The 18340-nt window shown below is 40.5% G+C and carries 11 protein-coding genes; 4 read left to right on the forward strand and 7 right to left on the reverse strand.

What is annotated here, in order from left to right:
• Positions 1-7: 7 nt before the first annotated feature.
• The 5 genes from PQO01_RS07350 to PQO01_RS07370 form a co-directional block, all read right to left on the reverse strand.
• Positions 8-1579 (reverse strand): sialate O-acetylesterase, encoded by a 1572-nt coding sequence (locus tag PQO01_RS07350; protein ID WP_274313379.1) that lies wholly within the window; start codon positions 1577-1579, stop codon positions 8-10.
• Positions 1580-1771: 192 nt separating this feature from the next.
• Positions 1772-2581 (reverse strand): alpha/beta hydrolase, encoded by an 810-nt coding sequence (locus PQO01_RS07355; RefSeq protein WP_274313380.1) that lies wholly within the window; start codon positions 2579-2581, stop codon positions 1772-1774.
• Positions 2582-3008: 427 nt separating this feature from the next.
• Positions 3009-4475: a glycoside hydrolase family protein gene (locus PQO01_RS07360; protein WP_274313381.1), complete on the reverse strand. Its 1467-nt coding sequence runs from the start codon at positions 4473-4475 to the stop codon at positions 3009-3011.
• 149 nt (positions 4476-4624) lie between these two features.
• Positions 4625-6124 carry an arylsulfatase gene (locus PQO01_RS07365; protein ID WP_274313382.1) on the reverse strand — a complete coding sequence of 500 codons (1500 nt, stop codon included), beginning with the start codon at positions 6122-6124 and terminating at the stop codon, positions 4625-4627.
• 93 nt (positions 6125-6217) lie between these two features.
• Entirely contained in the window at positions 6218-7672 is a 1455-nt protein-coding gene (locus PQO01_RS07370) for a sulfatase (protein WP_274313383.1), read from the reverse strand.
• A gap of 338 nt (positions 7673-8010) precedes the next feature.
• On the opposite strand from PQO01_RS07370, the gene PQO01_RS07375 reads away from it, so the two are divergent.
• Both PQO01_RS07375 and PQO01_RS07380 read left to right on the forward strand, forming a co-directional pair.
• A complete protein-coding gene (locus tag PQO01_RS07375) occupies positions 8011-9306 on the forward strand; it encodes a DUF1552 domain-containing protein (protein ID WP_274313384.1) in 1296 nt (431 codons plus the stop codon).
• Positions 9306-11858 carry a DUF1592 domain-containing protein gene (locus PQO01_RS07380; RefSeq protein WP_274313385.1) on the forward strand — a complete coding sequence of 851 codons (2553 nt, stop codon included), beginning with the start codon at positions 9306-9308 and terminating at the stop codon, positions 11856-11858. The genes PQO01_RS07375 and PQO01_RS07380 overlap by 1 nt, the downstream gene beginning before the upstream one ends.
• Before the next feature lie 11 nt (positions 11859-11869).
• On the opposite strand, the gene PQO01_RS07385 is transcribed toward PQO01_RS07380, so the two are convergent.
• Complete coding sequence (locus tag PQO01_RS07385) at positions 11870-12463, reverse strand: RNA polymerase sigma factor (RefSeq protein ID WP_274313386.1); 594 nt, start codon at positions 12461-12463, stop codon at positions 11870-11872.
• A gap of 174 nt (positions 12464-12637) precedes the next feature.
• Between PQO01_RS07385 and PQO01_RS07390 the strand changes: the two genes are divergently transcribed.
• Positions 12638-15697, forward strand: a complete 3060-nt coding sequence (locus PQO01_RS07390; protein ID WP_274313387.1) for an alpha-L-fucosidase — start codon at positions 12638-12640, stop codon at positions 15695-15697.
• Positions 15698-15839: 142 nt separating this feature from the next.
• The gene (locus tag PQO01_RS21630) at positions 15840-16001 is read left to right on the forward strand and encodes an alpha-L-fucosidase C-terminal domain-containing protein (protein ID WP_420792913.1); all 162 of its coding nucleotides are present in this window, start codon (positions 15840-15842) and stop codon (positions 15999-16001) included.
• Between the two features lie 79 nt (positions 16002-16080).
• On the opposite strand, the gene PQO01_RS07395 is transcribed toward PQO01_RS21630, so the two are convergent.
• A complete protein-coding gene (locus PQO01_RS07395; protein ID WP_274313388.1) occupies positions 16081-18327 on the reverse strand; it encodes a hypothetical protein in 2247 nt (748 codons plus the stop codon).
• Between the last annotated feature and the right edge of the window lie 13 nt (positions 18328-18340).

Raw genomic sequence — 18340 nt, forward strand, 5'->3', positions numbered from 1 at the left:
TAAAGCTTTACTGAGCTACTTCAAAAGTGAAGGGGCTTGCTGGTAGGCCTTCTTTGTTATAAAGGTTGGCTCCCTCTGGGTTCATGTAGTATGCGTAGCGAACACCTTTAGGTGAACTTACTTTAGCATTGCTAAACACAACTTTGTCACCTTGGATAATAGCCTCAGCTTTATACCATTGATTATCAGAGTCTTTAATTGAAGCCCAATTGAGCTTATTACTTGTTAGTTCTTTTGGAAAAGCTTCTCCTACTTTATAGGCAGACATCAGGCCACTGCCAAGATGTTCAAAAGAAACAATGGCTTTGTTTCCTTCAACTTTCATGTCTTTAAATAATGGTCCGCTATATACAATGTCTTTATGACCATAGTCTTTGGCAAGCGCCCATTGAGCTAAACGTTTCCCTACATCTTGTTTGTTGCGTGGGTGAATATCATTGGCTTCACCAACATCAATAATCACGGCCATTCCGGTGTTTTCTATTTGTAAAGAGTCAAGCTGTGCTTGTCTATGGCGAGCCCAGCCATCACCTCCAGCTGCATTGTTTGGATCAGATTTTTGGAAGTTTGCGAGCTGAACATAGTAAAAGGGCAGATCTGCTTGTTGAAAGGTTTTTCTCCAGCCCTTAATAAGTGCTTGCATCTTGTGATAATAAGTGACGCCCTCATGACCATTGGATTCTCCTTGATACCAAAGAATACCTTTGAGTGCAGCAGGAACTATGGGGTGAATCATTCCATTGTAAAGGTAAGTAGGAGATTGATGTGAACTACCAAGGGAAGGCAGTTTTGGGGCATCGCTAAGTACTTCCATATTGTTCAAGGATGTTTCTGATTCAGCGATCCAGACTTTCATTTCTGCGATATATTTTTTAAAGGCTGCATTACCGCTTTTTGTTTGAGGATTGACGGCATCAACTTGATTCGCTAAGTTTTTAAGTTCAGGAACCATGTGAAAACCAGCGGGTGTTATCCATGGTTCGATGCGCGTTCCACCCCAGTTGATGGATAAAATACCTAGAGGGATCTTTTCGTTTTTATAAATTTCACGGGCAAAAAAGTAGCCAGTAGCAGAGAAGTTACGAACATTTTGTGGAGTGCAAATTTGCCAGTCGCCATAATTGTCATCTAGGGGGCGTGGACTCGGTGTGTTTCTTGCTTTAAAATGGCGGATTTCCGGGTAGTTGGCCGATTCGATATCTTTTTGTGAACCCTTTAAGGCTTGTACACGCCATTCCATATTTGATTGACCCGAGCAGAGCCAAACATCACCACTTAGGACGTCATTAAGAGTGATTTTGTTTTTGCCTTCCAAGCTAATGCTATGCGGTCCACCTGCATTAGGGGTGGCTAGTTTTACCATCCATTTCCCATTCTTATCAGCCGTGGTTTCGGCTTGGGCACCCCAGCTAGCTTTTACTAAAACTTTCTCCCCTGCATCAGCTTTGCCCCAGATGGGAGCTTGAGTGTCACGCTGAATGACCATCTTGCTATTAAACAAGGTGGCAGGTTTAATATCAGCTTGTACAGCGATTGAGTTTAAAAGCATGGACGCGAGAATCATTTTCTTTATTTTCATATGCATTCCTAAAGTTTGTTTTAATACAATTAATATCACCGAATATCGTAAGTTCGTAAATGTTATAAAGCGACAAATCAGCTACCCAAAGCGACATGTCATTTATAGTTACGCTGATTGAACCTACAAATAAAACACTTGTTACAATTAAATGAGTAAAAAACTTATTTTCATCTGAATCCGTGAACTGAATTATTTCTTTTCGAAATTTTCCATGATGAAAGGCAATTGACGAACGATGGCCTTTTGCCAATAGGACCAATTGTGAGCGCCGGGGTGTTCCTGATAAGAGAATTTTATTTTTTTATCATTGAGAAGTTTTTTGAAGTTGCGATTAAGGCCCACAAAAAAATCTTCTGAACCACAATCAACTGAGATAGCGAGTTCCCCATCTTTTAAATTTTTAGCGAGTTCAAGGACTGTGTTTTTCTCCCAGTTTTCTGGGTGATTATTGATGTCTCCCAAATATTTTTTGAGTTTCCAATTATTAGGGAAGGGACGTATATCTAAACCTCCACTTAGGGGGACGGCAATACTAAAGAGATCCTTGTGACGTAGCGCTAGGTACATAGAGCCATGTCCACCCATGCTGAGTCCGCAGAGAGCCCGGTTACCACGATCTGCCTTGGTGCGAAAGTTTTTGTCGAGGTAAGGAATTAGGTCTTGAGTGATGTAGGATTCATATTGCGATTTGGGGTCAATGGGACTATCAAAGTACCAGCTACGACCAGCATCTGGGCAAACAACGATGAGCTGATGTTGATCCGCAAGTTGCTCTATGGTAGTTGCATCTACCCATTTTTTGTAAGTATCACCAAAGCCGTGGAGTAAATAGAGTACTGGATAGCTTTTGTCATTCGTCTGATAGCCTTCAGGAAGAATGATGTAGTTTTTAACTTGTGAGTTCATTTTTTTGGCGTGAACTTCAATAGTTTTAACTTCACTTGCCCAAGAATTAAGGCTCATGAATAGGAAAAGGAAGATTTCTAAAAGTGTTTTCATAATGAGTTCAATTAGTTTTGTTGGCTTGCTGTGGTTTTCGAGGAAAATTTAGACAGCAACTTATAGGCTTTTAGATAAAAGTGGAAGCGTAAGTTTATTTTTTCTGAGTTTTCTTAGCTTGTTTCTCGCGCCACTTAGAGATTTGTCCTTTGTATTCGCGGCGTTTTTCAAACTCGTCGAAATGAGGCTCGTACTCAGGATGGCCTATCCAATCAGGAGGTTTACGAACGGTTTTAATTTGAGGAGTTTATGAGTTATTACGGAAAATGTTTTGTCTATTTACTGGCAGTGTCATAGAGATTCTATACAGGGGTAATAGCCTTATATAATGAGCAAGACTAATGGGTTTAAGGTTCTTTGTTAGTTCAAAAAAATGCGCCAATTAGGCTAAGCTAATTGGCGCGTGAGTAGTTAATGGATGGTGATTTTATTCGAAGTTTAGTTCGACGCGATCCATGATGGGGTGAATGAGTTCATTTTTGAGTTTGTTATGAATGCCAGTAGTTTTGAACTCAAATTGAAATGCTTTACTAGCAGGAAGTTCACTACAATCGAGAGTTGCAGCTTGGACATCGACAATTCGAGCAAAGCCCGGTTTTTGACTATAGCTTTCCTTAATCCTTTGCCAGTCAGTCCACTGATCGATATTTCCATCGCCATTACTATCTACTCCCGCTCTAGCCTCGACGCCATCGAGCCAAGGCCCTGTGCTCATGAAGTCAGTTTCTTTTTGCATGACGGCATAAAATTTACCTTCAGCAAAACCAATGCTTGGGTCGGGATGGAAACCGTCGCCCATAGAACCTGACCAAGTGAATTCCTTATTCAAATCATTGCCAGTGAAGCGTCCCATACGCATGTTTTGTGAGTGATCAGCAGGATCATAATCGCAGAAGATGTGGTAATCTTCACCAATTTTAATCATGGAGTAATCTCCGTAGGCATTTTGTTTGGGTTCGTGGATTTCGTATTCTAGGATTCCCGTGCCATTAATAGCTTTTGTAGCGCCATGTCTGAAGGTTCCCTTTTTGCCTGTTGGGGTGGTTCTGTGATCGATGATATTGGGATGTTGCCCAAAAGTAAAACCATTGATACCATCGGGGCTACTTACACGTCCTGCTAAAGGTGAATCCCAGGCATTTTCTTGAGCATTGATGGGGCTCCAATCTTCATAGATTAAATGAAAGGTTCCATCGTCATCACGAAAAGCGGCAATGTCGGATCCATGAGTGGGATCGTCAAAAACTTTGCCCATTTCTTTACCGACTTTACCATCCTTTAAATTTTCATCAATAATGAGGTGGGGGTCCTGGTCATTTGGCTCGTCGTAATAGATGTAGAACTTCCCATCAGCGTATTCGGCTGTGGTAACCCATTTACTATTGGAGACTGGGCCGCAAGCTGTCCAATTTTTTAGGTCAGTACTATGCCATGCATGATAGCCACCACTAGGTTTTTTTGAGGGGTTCTCTTTATAATAATTATTGAGAAATTTCTTTTTATCTTGTTTAGAAAGTCCTTTAGGATATTCGACTTTGGGTCTAGGTGCTTGTGCTAAAATGTAGTAATCACCAGGTGCGACGGGCAGAAAAACATAGGCGTTGCCCAAACCCTTTGGAGTGATGTCGTCAATTTGCTCCCAGTTATCCCATATAGCCGATTGCTTAAAGGTGATGTTTTTTAGTTTTTGTTTATCGTCAAATGTTTTTATAATACTCGAAAAAGTTGCCTTGTTTTCTTGAGGATGAACAAAGCCTTTTTCAATTTTCATTTTTAAACTTTCCGACTTGGCTTCACTCCATTCTTGCTCGCTATCAATACGCCATTGATTTTCTGCAAAGACTGAGCTGGTTAGCATTGCCATAAAGTAAAAAGAGCTCGTGAATTTATTCATTAGTGAACCTATAATTTAGTTGTCGTATATAGAATATACGCAAGCTATTTTTACTTTTGGATGTCTAAGACAAAAAAAAACTTGGCATAGCTGAGAGCAATGGCAAGTTTAGATTTTTCTTACTAAAGATATATAAGAAATAGTTGAGTTTATCTCTTTTTTTTGTTAGTCTTTTTCTGAGTGGACGCTTTTCCCTTATTTAATTCTTTGTCACGTTTTATCCATTGGCTTAGCATGTATTGAAATTGTTCGGGCTTACTTTGACTAAGGTCATTGCTTTCGATGCGGTCCGTTTCGAGATCATAGAGTTCTTGGGCGTCGACCAATTTCCATTTGCCAATAATGAGTGCCGTTTTTCTATTCGCGAAGTTTTGGTAGAGAAATTCATGTTCAGGACGAGCTTCACCTTTAAAGCTAGGGACTAAGCTAATGCCACGTACTTTTGCGCTTTTTTTGCCTTTGTACTCAGAGGGGTAATTAATTTTGGCTAAGTCACGAAAAGTAGCGTGGAAATCGATGAGGTGGCCGCGTTGACGGTTAAAAGTTCCTGGAACGGTGATGCCTTTTGGCCAGTGAGCAATCATACTTGTGGCAATGCCACCTTCGTGTTGGTTTTGTTTGTACATGCGGAAGGGAGTGTTACAGGCGTTAGCCCACGAAGCTGGGTAGCATATATAGGAGCGAGCATCCCAAGGCATGTAATTATTTTCTTTTGTGGGTTCGCGCGTACGATCGAAGGGGCAGGCACCATTATCGCTGAGGAAAATAATAAGCGTATTATCGAGAATTTTTTCGTCTTCTAGTTTTTTGACCACACGACCGATATTTTGGTCGACTATATCAATCATAGCGGCATAAGTGGCCATGCGAAGGTCCATATCGTCTTTAGCTTCTGAGGAAAGTTTGTCCCAATTTTTAATATTAGCTTCAGGTTTTGAAAGTTTCATATCTTGGGGGATTATTTGTAATTCTTTCATGCGTTTGAAGCGTTTTTCACGTAGTGCCTGCCATCCATCCATATACTTTCCACGGTATTTCATAACTTCTTCTTTTGGAGCCTGTAGGGGGTAGTGAGGGGCATTATAGGCCATGTACATAAAGAAGGGTTTTCCCTTTTTGCGCTCATCAATATATTTTAATGCGTAATCTGTAAATGCATTTGTGCTGTAAAAATCGGCAGGCATTTCGTAAGGTTTTTCATCATCGAAATAAGAATAGCCACCACCCGTGCCTTCTCCATTGAAAAAGTTGGTGGCACCTTCATGAAAACCGAAATAACGCTCAAAGCCACGTTTCATGGGTTTATCAAATATGTGCCATTTACCCACCATCCAGTTTTGATATCCCGCTAAGCCAAGATTTTCCGGAATGGTGACAGTGCTATGATTATCGTTATATGTTTCTGTATGGTAGCGACCTGACATGAGGCTTGTGCGAGTTGTTTCACATTTGGAGTTGTTGGTGAAATGCGTAAATTTAATGCCTTTATCGGCGAGTTTATCGAGATTGGGTGTGTTGATTTCACTACCGAAACAGCCAAGATCTGAGTAGCCCATATCATCCACGAGAATTAAAATGATATTAGGTCTCTCGTCGGCAACGCTCGTTAGAACAAGGATGGAAATGAGGAAGAAGATGATTCGATGCATGATTTGTCCCGCTTTAAATGATTTTTAGTTATAAAGTTAATTGCTAGTGAATTTGATTTTCTATACAGTGAAAGAGAAAAAGTACGGAAGCAATTATTTCTTTTTGTTGTTTTTAACTTTTTTTGAATTAGCCACGTAAGTCTTGCTATAGTTCTGAACTTCTTGGCTCAGTCGAGTCATGATTTGTGTATATTCAGGGGAGGAGGCGAGATTAACTCTTTCTTCTGGGTCATTTTCGTGGTCGTACAATTCCTTGCCATCACGACCTTCATTCCACTCTGTATATCGCCATTTTTTCGTGCGAATTGAGTATCCTTGTTTGTCGGAAGCGTGGTGGATTTGGGTTATGGCTGCTTTAGACCATTGAGTTTGAGCATTTTTGAGTAGGGGGCTTAAGCTCAAACCTTCTAGTTCCTTGGGGATTTGGAAACCCGTTTCTTCAACTAGAGTGGGGTAAATGTCGAGCATTTCTACAGGGCTTTTACAGATCTGTCCCTGTTTTGAACTTGGAGAAGCAATAATTAAGGGAGCACGAGCTGAACGTTCAAAAGCTTTGCGTTTGAACCATAGACCTTTCTCTCCGAGAAAATAACCATGGTCAGACCAAAAGACGATGATCGTTTTATCCATCAAGTTATGTTCTTCTAGAGAATCGAGGATACGACCGATTTGAGCATCTATAAAAGAAACTGTTGCGTAATACGCAAGTTTACATTGCTTGGCCTCATCTCGGCTTAAACCCTTGTAGAAATAAGGCCAGCGTTGGCCACCATCACGACTTATAGCTAAAGCAGGGACATCTTCGAGTTCTTTTTTAGCTTCATCGAGGTCTTGAAGTTTGATGTCCTTTATATCGTACATATCGAAATATTTTTTTGGTGCGACGTAAGGGCAATGAGGATTAAAGAAGCCTGCGGCAATAAAAAAGGCTTTGTTTTTATTAGCCTCAATCATTTTGATCGCTCGGTCGGCTACTAAGCCATCAGTATGTTCATTATCTTCACTGACAGGATCCCACCATGCCATAGAAATGCCAAGGCGGCCTTTCTTGCCTGTTATTCCTCCAGGGTAACGAATGATGTTTTCTTCTTGTGTACGATCAATCCCTATGGGGTTGAAACGTTCAGTCCAAGTCTGCTCATCATCATGGCCATTAGTACCGATGTAAGTGGGGTTTCCGTAATGATAAATTTTACCGACGCGACCTGAGTAGTAATCTTGGCTTTGGAAAAATTCCCCCATGGTAACTAAGTTCGGTATCCGCCCTCGAAGTTTATCGTTTAGGGTGAAGACGCCTAGGTTATTGGGACGTAAACCCGACATGATACTAGCTCGACTGGGGCCGCAAAGAGGTTGTTGGCAATAGGCACGATCAAAAACTGTGCCCATTTTAGCGAGTCTATCGAGGTTTGGGGTTTTGACTTGCTTGTTGCCGTAAGGGCCGATGTCGCAATTTAAGTCATCGGCAGAGATAAAGAGAACATTCATTTTTTCTTTAGCAAAAGTAGTGATGGATATTAATAGGCCAAGGCAGAGTAAGTATTTCATAAATTTCCTGTCGTAATTTTTTGATTCCAATTAACTACACCGTTAATAAAGATAAGTTGACTTTTTATTTGGATTTTATAGGCGATTATTTTCTCAGCGATAATCTCTTTCCGTAGCTCTATGATTTTTTGCCTAAAGTCTAGAGATATTTTTTTGATAAACTGTAACATTTATAAAAAGTCTCCGCTATTATATTATTAGTTGTCTAAAAATAATTATTTCATACGTCTATACTTTTACAGCTCAATCACTCTTGGTATATAAAGGTGTTAAATTGTGAATGAGCTTGTAAGAAAATACAATTTTTCAACGTAAAAGAGTTAAAAGCGGAGAACGCTATGTATGTGAAAAAATTTATGCCTCTGGATCGCCGGACTTTTCTTAGAGGAGCCGGTGGTGCATTAATGAGCTTGCCGATGATGGAAGCTATGGGAGATACGGCCAAAGACTCCATGAAATCTCCCAAAAGAATGGTCTGTGGAGCAATTTTTTATGGCTTCATGCCAAAGTATTTTAATCCAGTCGATTCGGGTTCAAACTATACACTCCCAGCTCTTTTAAAGCCTTTGGCTAAGCACAAGAATGATTTTACTGTTTTTGGAGGGCTTGATCATAATATGGGGGGCGGCCATCAAAGTACGCGTTATTTCCTCAATGGCATACAGATTAGTGAGGCCGCTGCTTACAAGGAAGGAAATATTTCTCTAGACCAAAAGGCGGCTCAGTTTGTAGGCGCTCAAACGAGATATCCATCTCTAGTCTTGGGTGCGACGAGTAATGCATTTAACATGATTTCATGGTCTTCTAATAGCATTGCAAAAGTCCAAGTTTCTAAAGTATCTCATCTATACTCACTTTTATTTCAGGACATGGGAGCTCGTCAAAAAACAAAATTTGAAAAACGATTAAAAGACAAATCCTCCATTTTGGATTTGGTTTGTCATGATGCGAAAAAACATGAATCGAAGTTTAGTAAAAAAGATAAAGAGAAACTTGATCAGTACTTTACGTCTATTCGCGAGCTTGAAAAAAGAGCAGAGCAATCGCGTCAATGGATGCATAAAAGTAAACCCAAAACAGACTATGTTCTAGATCGCGATATTGATCAATTAGATCTCGCACAAAGGATGAACTTTTACTACGATTTGATGGTTTTAGCTCTACAGACTGATTCTACGAGAGTCATTAGTTTAAGTTTTTCAGCACTCGGTTCAAATTACGGTGGTTTTGAAGGCGTCGCACACGATTATCATACCTTGTCGCATCATGGGAATGTACAGGAGACAATGGATGAATTGTTGATTATTGAAAAAGCCTACATGCAGGGTTTTGCTTATTTTCTGGATAAGCTTAAAGAAGTTAAAGAACCCTCGGGGCAAACTCTTTTTGATTCTACAATGTCACTATTTGGTAGTGGCATGAGTAGTGGTAATTCCCATAGCAATCGCAATCTCCCCGTCGTTTTAGCTGGGGGAGGTTTCAAGCATGGTGAACATAAGCATTATGCTCGTCAATCTGGGGGCGCTTCGGTAGAATTGTGTAATCTCTACTTGTCGATGTTGCAGAACTTTGGCTTAGATATTGATAGCTTTAATCGTTCAACAGGCCCACTTCAAGGTTTGGAGACGGTGTAATGAAGTATGTTCTTTGTGTTTTATTAAGTCTTCTTTCACTAAAAGCAGCAAATGACAATAATTTAAAAATTGATGCATCAGTATTGCGTCCCTTTGTGGAAAGCTATTGCATTAAATGCCATGGAGAAGATAAGCAAAAGGGTGATGTTCGTCTCGATCAACTTTTTATAGAGGGTAGCAATGATGTCGACCTAAGTTCAGAACATCGCGTTTTTGATTTAAATGATATCCTTGATCAGCTTCACTTAGGTGAAATGCCTCCCAAAAAGGAAGAAAAACAGCCCAAATTTGAAGAGATTAAAGAAATAACTGATTTCTTGAGTAAAACTCTTTTGGATCTAGAAAAAAATAGTAAGGCTTCAGGAGCCGTACTGCGTCGTTTAACTATTCAGGAATACAAAAATACAGTACGAGACCTACTTGGCTTAGACACGAATATGCTGGATTATACAAAGAGTTTTCCCGCAGATGATGAGGATCATGGTTTTTTAAATATTGGTGAAAGCCAAATCATGTCAGAGAGTCATTTAGATTCTTATTTAGATGCCGCTAAAAAGTATTTAGATATAGCTTTTCAGTTTGGCCCCAAAAGGCAGAAAACTCTCGTATCTCTGGAACCCAATGATTGGGGCTTGGAAATGAAGACTAATGGAGATTGGGTTTTTAAGTTTAACAATCAGCATAAATATATTGATATCGGATCAGGTCAGCGTGATTTAGACGATAAAAATTCCATGGCTACTGCACCTGAAAAATTAATGTATCAGAGACATAAATTAAAATCCGGATATTATAAAATTCGTATCAAAGCAGAAGCGGCCAATCGTTTAAGTCATCCTTATGATGTTAGTATGATTCCTTGTGACCTCACAGTTCCGATGCAACTGGGCCTTTATTCAGCTGATTCTCAAATGGGAATTACTCCTTCTGGGACGAACCATCGCAAACTTTTGAAAGTGTATGATCTTAAAGATAATGAGACAGGGGATTACGAATTAACGGTCTGGCTAAACTCAGGTCAATTCCCCTTTGTGAATTGGCAGAATGGCCCTGGTGTATCGGATTCTTGGATGCGCTACGTGGTAGCTAAGTATCATGATGATATTACTTATTCTGCTAAGCAGGGAGCTCATCGTTATACGATCAGCGGAAAAAACACCGTTCCTGGTCGCATGGTTTCAGAATCTTGGCAGGGACCAGTTATTCGAATTCATGGCTTTGAAATGGAGGGGCCTCTAGATCATTTACCCACAGCGAATGACCTTTACCTAGGTGGCAAGAGAACTCAGATTAGGCTAGATGAGGCGATAAATTCATTTGCGGAGAAAGCCTATCGCAGACCTTTAGAAGAAGGTGAAATGCAAGCCTATATAAAAATGGCTCGAGATATGGTTCAGTTTGAAGGTAAAACTCAACGCCAAGCACTTCTTTTGGCACTTCAGGCCGTGATGGTTTCACGTGATTTTCTCTATATTTCTGAGAAATCAGAACCAGGTAAAGAACTTAATTCCTATGAGATTGCTAGTCGACTTTCATACGCAATTTGGGGATCCCTTCCCGATGAAAAGCTTTTAAACTTGGCGCAAGCTGACTTATTGAAGGACAAGGAAGTTCGTCGTGAAGCAAGTGAATGGATGCTAAAAGATCCCAAAGCAGAATTTTTCACCAATAGTTTTACCAACAGTTGGCTGCATTTATCCAAGTTAGGAGAAATGCCTCCTGATAAACGCAAGTTTTATAATTATTATCGCGACAATTTGAAAGAATATATGAGGGATGAGAGTCGCATGTTTTTCGATTACATCCTAAAAAATAATAAAGCTATATCAGACTTTATAGATGCGGATTATTCATTTATCAATAAGCAGCTAGCGGATCTTTATGGCATTGAAGGAGTTCAACAAGAAGAGCTTAAAAAAATGGCACTTCCAGCCAATATAGGTCGTGGAGGTTTGTTGGGTCAGGCATCGATTTTAACACTTACAGCTAATGGTGTAGATACTTCTCCAATCATTCGTGGCGTATGGGTTCTTGAAAATATTTTAGGAACGCCACCAGCGCCACCTCCACCAGATGTTGAGCCACTAGAGCCCGATGTACGAGGAGCAAAAACCCTTAAAGAGCGCTTGGCAAAGCACCGTGATGTGGAAGCTTGTGCTGACTGTCACTCCAAAATAGATCCCTATGGTTTTCCACTAGAACTCTACGACCCAATAGGTGAGTTTAGGCCTCGCTATAATCGCAATGTTTGGGATACAAGAAAAAATAAAAAGTGGATTCGCAATGGCCATAAAGTTGATGGCTCATCAGAGCTGCCCGGCGGTGAACAGCTAAGTGATTTAGCCTCGCTCAAAAAGGTACTCATGTCGCGTAAGGATTTATTTGCTCGAAACCTAACTAATAAACTTTTGAAACACGCAGTAGGGCGCCATTTAACGCGAAGTGACAAAGATGAAGTGAGTAAGATTTTGGAGCAAGAAAAAGCATCAAATTATCCCTTTAAGGATTTGTTGATTGATGTGATTTCTTCAGATGCCTTTATACGGAAATAGCTTTACTAAAACTATTCAAGTTGCTCTCTAAGGCGAGCAACTTCTTCAATCAACTTTGCTTTAACCCGGCCTCTAAGGCGGTAAACTGATTGACTTTGAATATCTAAAATATTGGCGATTTCCTCTAGGCTATATCCTTGGACAGTAAGCTTAAAGGCTTCGATAGCTTTGCCGGAAAAGGATGAGGAAATATTTGTTAAAGCCTGATTAGTTAAATAGTTCTCCCATTCACGAATGGCAATTTCATCTATTTCGGGGAGCTCGGAACTTCTTAAGTTTACATCTTTTTCGGCAACGTGACTAAGCTTGTCTTTGTGGCGCATTTTTTTTCTTATAAAATCTGCGATACAATTTTTTGTGATGGTCGCTAAATAACTCCTAAAACGTCGAATTTCTCCTTCATCCATTTTTGGTAGGCGATTCCATAGGCGCAATAAAATATCTTGCATGATATCACCCGCATCATCTTTATTCATTCCCGCAGAACGGATGATGGCATAAATGTATTTGTGATAGACTTGAAGAAATTCTTCCCAAGCGTGATTATCATGCTGATTTTTGACTTTTTGAATAAGTGTATGACGAGTTTTATAGACGTCTTCCATGTGTGTTTCCAAGCTTTAAATAAGTGCATTAATATAAGTTAGATATAAATCATATGTCAAGCTTGAGTAGATCCGAATTCATAGAAAGCAATAAAAAATCAAAGTACTGTCTATAAGTCAAAAAACGTTGCGTCTCTTTAAGTGAAGTAACATTCTTAACAAACGGAGACACCAATGAAAATTAGAAGTTTTTTATTTAAACTTAGTTTTGCTGCAGCTAGTTTGGCAGCAGTAGCGGCCGAGAAGCCGAATATATTATTTGTCATGTCAGATGACCATACAACTCAGGGAATAGGAGCATACGGCGGGCGATTGGCGCAATTTAACCCAACGCCGACGATAGACAGCTTGGCCAAGGAGGGCGCTTTACTAAGTAATACTTTTTGTACTAATGGAATTTGTACACCAAGTCGAGCCTCCATTATGACGGGGCAGTATAGTGCGGTGAATGGAGCGCCTATTTTAGCCGATCCATTACCAGTAGAAAAGCAATATTTAGCTTACGAAATGAAAAAAGCTGGCTACAGCACAGCAGTGATCGGCAAGTGGCATTTACACGACCGCCCAGAAGCGTTCGATTATTATAAAGTACTGAAAGGACAGGGTAAGTATTTTGATCCTAGTTTTTTTGAAACGGGTAAAAAAGGTATGGTACAGATGAAAGGCCATAGCTCAGATTGCATTACCGATTCCGTTTTAAGTTATCTAGATAATCGCGATAAAACAAAACCTTTTTTCCTTAAGTATCATTTCAAAGCACCTCATGATATGTTTGAGAATGCTCCGCGTTACGATTCCTATCTAAAGGATGCCGTTATTCCAGAGCCCGCCAATATGTGGGATAAGGGCAATCACGGATCAATTGCCACACGTGGTCACAATGATGAATTAATCAATAAAATTGGGACTTCAGTCGGTAAGAGAAACCCTCGTCGCAATATGGGACTTGACCTATCGAAGGCATTCCCCAAGGAAGCCATAAGTCAGGATTTATCTGATAAGGAATACAAAAAGCAAGCCTACCAAACGTATATCAAAAAATACCTTCGTTGCGTTAAGGGTGTCGATGACAATTTAAAGCGTGTGGTTGATTACCTTAAAGCTAAAGGACTTTACGATAATACAGTGATTATCTATACGGGAGACCAAGGTTTCATGCTTGGGGAACATGACTACATTGATAAACGTTGGGCCTATGAAGAGACCATGCGCATGCCAATGATTATTCGTTACCCAAAAAGTGTGAAAGCGGGTTCGAAGCATAGCTTTATCAACGAGAACGTTGACTTTGCGCCAACCATGTTGGATTTTGCGGGAGCCGCAACACCAGAATATATGCAGGGTACAAGCTTTAAAGATGAACTCGAATCAGGTCAAGAAAATGAATCAACTAAGCAAGCAGCTTATTATCATTATTGGATGAATATGTTTCATCACGACAACCCTGCGCATATTGCCATTCGTACTAAGACACACAAACTTATTATGTTCTATGGGTCTTCTTGGTCAAATGAAGCTACAACACCTCCAGCTTGGGAACTCTATGATTTGGTGAATGACCCTAGAGAGATGAATAATGTGTATGATAAAGCAGAAAACCTAGCTTTAATTAAAGAACTCAAAGCACAACTCAAACAATTACGTGCAGACTACAAAGAAGATGATAAAAAATTCCCCTTTAACGAGATTATTGAAGAATACTGGGATTATGATGCTGAAGACCGTCAGAAAGCGATAGAGATTTCTAAGAAAATGGCCGCAAAACCAATGAAAACGCGTTATACCGCCGATTGGAAATCACTTGATTCACGTCCAGTGCCCGAATGGTATAACAAAGCGAAGTTTGGTATTTTTATTCACTGGGGACTCTATTCAGTACCTGCATTTGCCCCTCATGGTACTTATGCTGAATGGTACTGGAATGCTCTGAAAGTTAAACCAGTTGGTCAAAAAGAAATCAAGATGTCACGCCACCTTAAAGTGAACGAGTTTCACAATCGTGTTTATGGTAAAGATTTTGGCTATGAGGATTTTCGCGAGAAATTTAATTGCGAAATGTTTGATCCTAATCAGTGGGCCGATATTTTCAAAAAATCCGGTGCTAAATATGTCGTCTTGACAGCTAAGCATCACGATGGTTACACACTTTGGCCCAATAAGGAAGCAAGTAAATCATTTGGCATGCCATGGAACACAGTAGATTCAGGCCCGGGTCGCGATCTTTGTCAAGAACTGGGAGATGCAGTTCGTGCCAAAGGCGACATGAAAATGGGCTATTACTACTCGATTTGGGATTGGTTTAATCCCTATGACGACCGTATCGATATAAAACGAAAAGCTAACAATATTGATATGAAAAAACATAATAAATACATTCGTGAAGTTATGTATCCACAATTTCGTGAACTCGTTAACAAATATAAACCAGCACTCATTTTTTCAGATGGCGACTGGTGGGCAGATGATAATTTCTGGCAGACTAAACCGCTTTTGGCACAACTATTCAATGGTGCAATGAACCGTGATGAAGTGGTGATAAACGATCGTTGGGGCAAAGGTCGTGGTAAGCATGGTGGTTATTTCACAACTGAATATGGTTCTGGTTTTGAAGGTATTGATAAACCCTGGGAAGAAAATCGTGGTATGGGGCACTCATTTGGCTTTAACCGCAATGAAGATTACACGCAGTACAATAGCACTCGCAAGCTTGTCTTTATGCTCGTTGACTTGGTGAGCCGTGGCGGTAATCTATTGCTTAATATTGGTCCGACGGCTGATGGTCGTATACCAGTAGTGATGCAGAATCGACTTATCGATATGGGTAAATGGCTGGAAGTAAATGGTGAGGCAATCTACGATACCGTAGTATGGAAAAAAGCCTGTCAGTGGAGTGAGGGCAATGTGCCTAAGTTCACAGCTTCTGATTTTAAATCTGGCTTTCCGATTTTTGAAATGACTCTGGAGCCAAAACCAGGCAATGCCCATAAAGAACTCTATTTCACTAAAAAGGCTGATACAATTTACGGTATGCTTCCAGTTTGGCCTGATAGCGGTAAAATTGAGATCCGCGATATCGAAGTAAGCCCCGACACCAAAGTAACTATGCTGGGTGTTGATGGTGAACTTAAATTTGCGAAGACCGCAAAGGGTATTGAGGTTATTCTCCCTCAATTGAACCCGACAAAATTACCCTGTAAAGATATTTTTACTGTGAAGATAAGCCATGCAAAATAACGCGTAGCATAAGATATATTACTAAAAAGAGCTCTGAAAAATCAGAGCTCTTTTTTTATTAAAGGATTGTTCTTTTTATGGTAGTAAATTTTTAACGAACGGCCGTTTCTTCTTCGTCAATTATTTCCTTATCAAGCTCACTATCGAAGTAAGCCCTGACACAAAAATAACTATGCTGGGTGTTGATGGTGAACTTAAATTTGCGAAGACCGCAAAGGGTATTGAAGTCATTCTCCCCCAACTGACCCCGACAAAATCACCCTGTAAGGATATTTTTACTTTGAAGATAAGCCATGCAAAATAAAGTGTATTACTAAAAAGAGCTCTGAAAAATCAGAGCTCTTTTTTTATGAAAAGATTGTTTGTTTTATGGTACGAAGTTCTTAACGGACGGCCGTTTCCTCTTCCTCAATAATCTCTTTATCAAGCTCACTTAAAAGCGCGCTTACATCTAAAACAGATTGTTTGATATTGAGCCATGAATTTGCGTCGATGGCTAAGGCGCCGATTTCTTTAGGGTAATAAAAATTGAGTTCAGCAGTGTTTTTGTTGGCCTCAAAAGGAATGTAGAGTTGAGTATCTTCATCTCTTTCAAGCGTACGAGAAGGAATGAAGTTTTCCTCAGCCAAATAAAGTGCCATAGAAGTCAATCTGAACTCATCAAAGGCAAGAGCGAGCTTATCGTTTCCGATCACAATAGAATCAAAACTTTTATCAAGTTGAGCTTTACTGATATAGCGACCATTAATGTGTAAGGCGAGTTCTTTATCTTCGCAAGTTAGGGCAATGTGATACTGAGTTTTTCCCGTACGGAAAGCCTTTTTAGCTTTATGGTTTTCTTCTCCTACTTTAAGAGTACAGAAATTGCCATCGTTGATCTTGAGCATTAAGGCAATTTCATCTTGGAGTTTTAAATTGAGGAGGCGCACACTTTCTGCATTGTTTTGTTCAGGTAAGTTGAGCCAAAACTCTAGAGTCCAAGCATCTTTACTAGCTTCTTTTAAATCAAATTTTAGAGGCGACGCAGTACGATAAGCCCATTCCCGAGATTGTGGGATATCAAAAGCTTTAAACTTCTCTTCAACTTTGGGAGCTTTCTTTGGTGGAGCTTTGGCAATAGGTTTTTCTGCAGCAGCTACTTCCTTTTCAGCTTCGTCATCGGAACCACCTAGCAGATTGGTGACAAGGAATGCAATGCCCCCAAGTAAGAGTATGCCAATTACAGCCATAATGACGAGAGGCTTTTTACCTGATTTTGAAGACTTGCTCTTTTTAAGTTTGTTGAGGCTGGTTGTGACAGTTTCACTCACGTCCTCATGAGGAGGTTCATTAGAATCTTCAGCAGGTGAGTTAAGTGAGAGTTTTTTATCATGGCCTTCAGCTAGGTCTCCAGGTTTATGAACTTCTGAGCCAGGATTGAGAGATAAACCTCCACTTGGTGGGGGTGGGGGTGGGAGGTCACCTGATGGTGGCGGTGGAGGTGTTAAGCCACCAGGTGTTTTTAGTCCACCACTTGGAGCTTGTAAGCCACTAGGTGCTTTGAGCCCACCAGAAGGAGGCTGTAAGCCACCTGGAGATGAGAGGCCAGATCCGGGAGTAGTGATTCCAGGTGCTTTACTAGAACTACCGGGTTTGGGTAATTCTAATCCAGAACCAGGAGGAGTGATCATGCCCTTGTTACCCTTGAGGGCTAACTTAGGTTTTACTTTTGGTGGAACTACTTCAGGAGGAGTGTCGGATGGCTTTTCGTCACTTTTAGGAGTAGCTTCATTATCAGCACTAGGCACACTCAGGCTACTACCTGGTTTTTTAGCATGTGAATCAGATGCGATATCAATGGCATTACCAAGAATGGCACTTTTTGACATGGTCATCGTGTTGAGGTCCATACCCTCTAATGCATCGTCTGAATTGGCCTTGTTTTCACTAGGCTTTTTAAGTGATGCACCTTTTAGTTGAAATTCAGGTTTAGCACCTGGAGCCGCAGCCGGGCTAGTACCAGCACCAGAGTTAAGGGCGCTCAAGCCACTACCAGGTGTTTTTGTTGCTGCTTTTGATTCTGTGATATCTTTAGCAGCACCTGGAAGTGAATCGCGCTTAAAACTCATAGTGGGGATTCCCATGTCTGCGTCGATTTCAGGAGGTAGAGCACTTTCACTACCCGGTTTCTTTAAGTTGGATCCGGGTTTATTTAAGCTTGGAGCAGGTTTAGCTGGTGCAATATTTGAATCGAGTAAAGTTCCACCAGGTTTCTGTAGATTGATGGAGGAGCCCGCTTTTTGTAATTTTGAGGAGGAACTGACGACGCCAGTGGCATTCATGTCGAGAGTCGGTTTATTACTAGATGTGGCAGATTGAGTATCTACTGCAGCATCGGGAAGTGATGAACGTTTGAAGACCATCGTGGTGGTGTCTTCTTCTTCGGGTGCACCAGGGATGGTGAGTTTCTTCTTGAGTACGGTAGATTTTTTGAGGTATTGATTCTTGAAGTTACCAGCTTTTAAGGCCAGTTCAGGCATGGAGAAACTAGCGTAGTTTTGCTGATCGTCAGCAGGCATTTTTTCTAGTATTGTATCGGCTTCATCGGCCTTAAATCCGATTTTAATTAAATTCTCTTTTAAGGTACTCATGAATTCCTCTTAA

It is taken from the genome of Lentisphaera marina (assembly GCF_028745505.1).
Classification (GTDB): domain Bacteria; phylum Verrucomicrobiota; class Lentisphaeria; order Lentisphaerales; family Lentisphaeraceae; genus Lentisphaera; species Lentisphaera marina.

Excerpts from the sequence above, each read along its gene's own strand:
- PQO01_RS07350 (WP_274313379.1), bottom strand. The coding sequence starts at position 1,579 with ATGAAAATAAAGAAAATGATTCTCGCGTCCATGCTTTTAAACTCAATC.
- PQO01_RS07355 (WP_274313380.1), bottom strand. The coding sequence starts at position 2,581 with ATGAAAACACTTTTAGAAATCTTCCTTTTCCTATTCATGAGCCTTAAT.
- PQO01_RS07360 (WP_274313381.1), bottom strand. The coding sequence starts at position 4,475 with ATGAATAAATTCACGAGCTCTTTTTACTTTATGGCAATGCTAACCAGC.
- PQO01_RS07365 (WP_274313382.1), bottom strand. The coding sequence starts at position 6,124 with ATGCATCGAATCATCTTCTTCCTCATTTCCATCCTTGTTCTAACGAGC.
- PQO01_RS07370 (WP_274313383.1), bottom strand. The coding sequence starts at position 7,672 with ATGAAATACTTACTCTGCCTTGGCCTATTAATATCCATCACTACTTTT.
- PQO01_RS07375 (WP_274313384.1), top strand. The coding sequence starts at position 8,011 with ATGTATGTGAAAAAATTTATGCCTCTGGATCGCCGGACTTTTCTTAGA.
- PQO01_RS07380 (WP_274313385.1), top strand. The coding sequence starts at position 9,306 with ATGAAGTATGTTCTTTGTGTTTTATTAAGTCTTCTTTCACTAAAAGCA.
- PQO01_RS07385 (WP_274313386.1), bottom strand. The coding sequence starts at position 12,463 with ATGGAAGACGTCTATAAAACTCGTCATACACTTATTCAAAAAGTCAAA.
- PQO01_RS07390 (WP_274313387.1), top strand. The coding sequence starts at position 12,638 with ATGAAAATTAGAAGTTTTTTATTTAAACTTAGTTTTGCTGCAGCTAGT.
- PQO01_RS07395 (WP_274313388.1), bottom strand. The coding sequence starts at position 18,327 with ATGAGTACCTTAAAAGAGAATTTAATTAAAATCGGATTTAAGGCCGAT.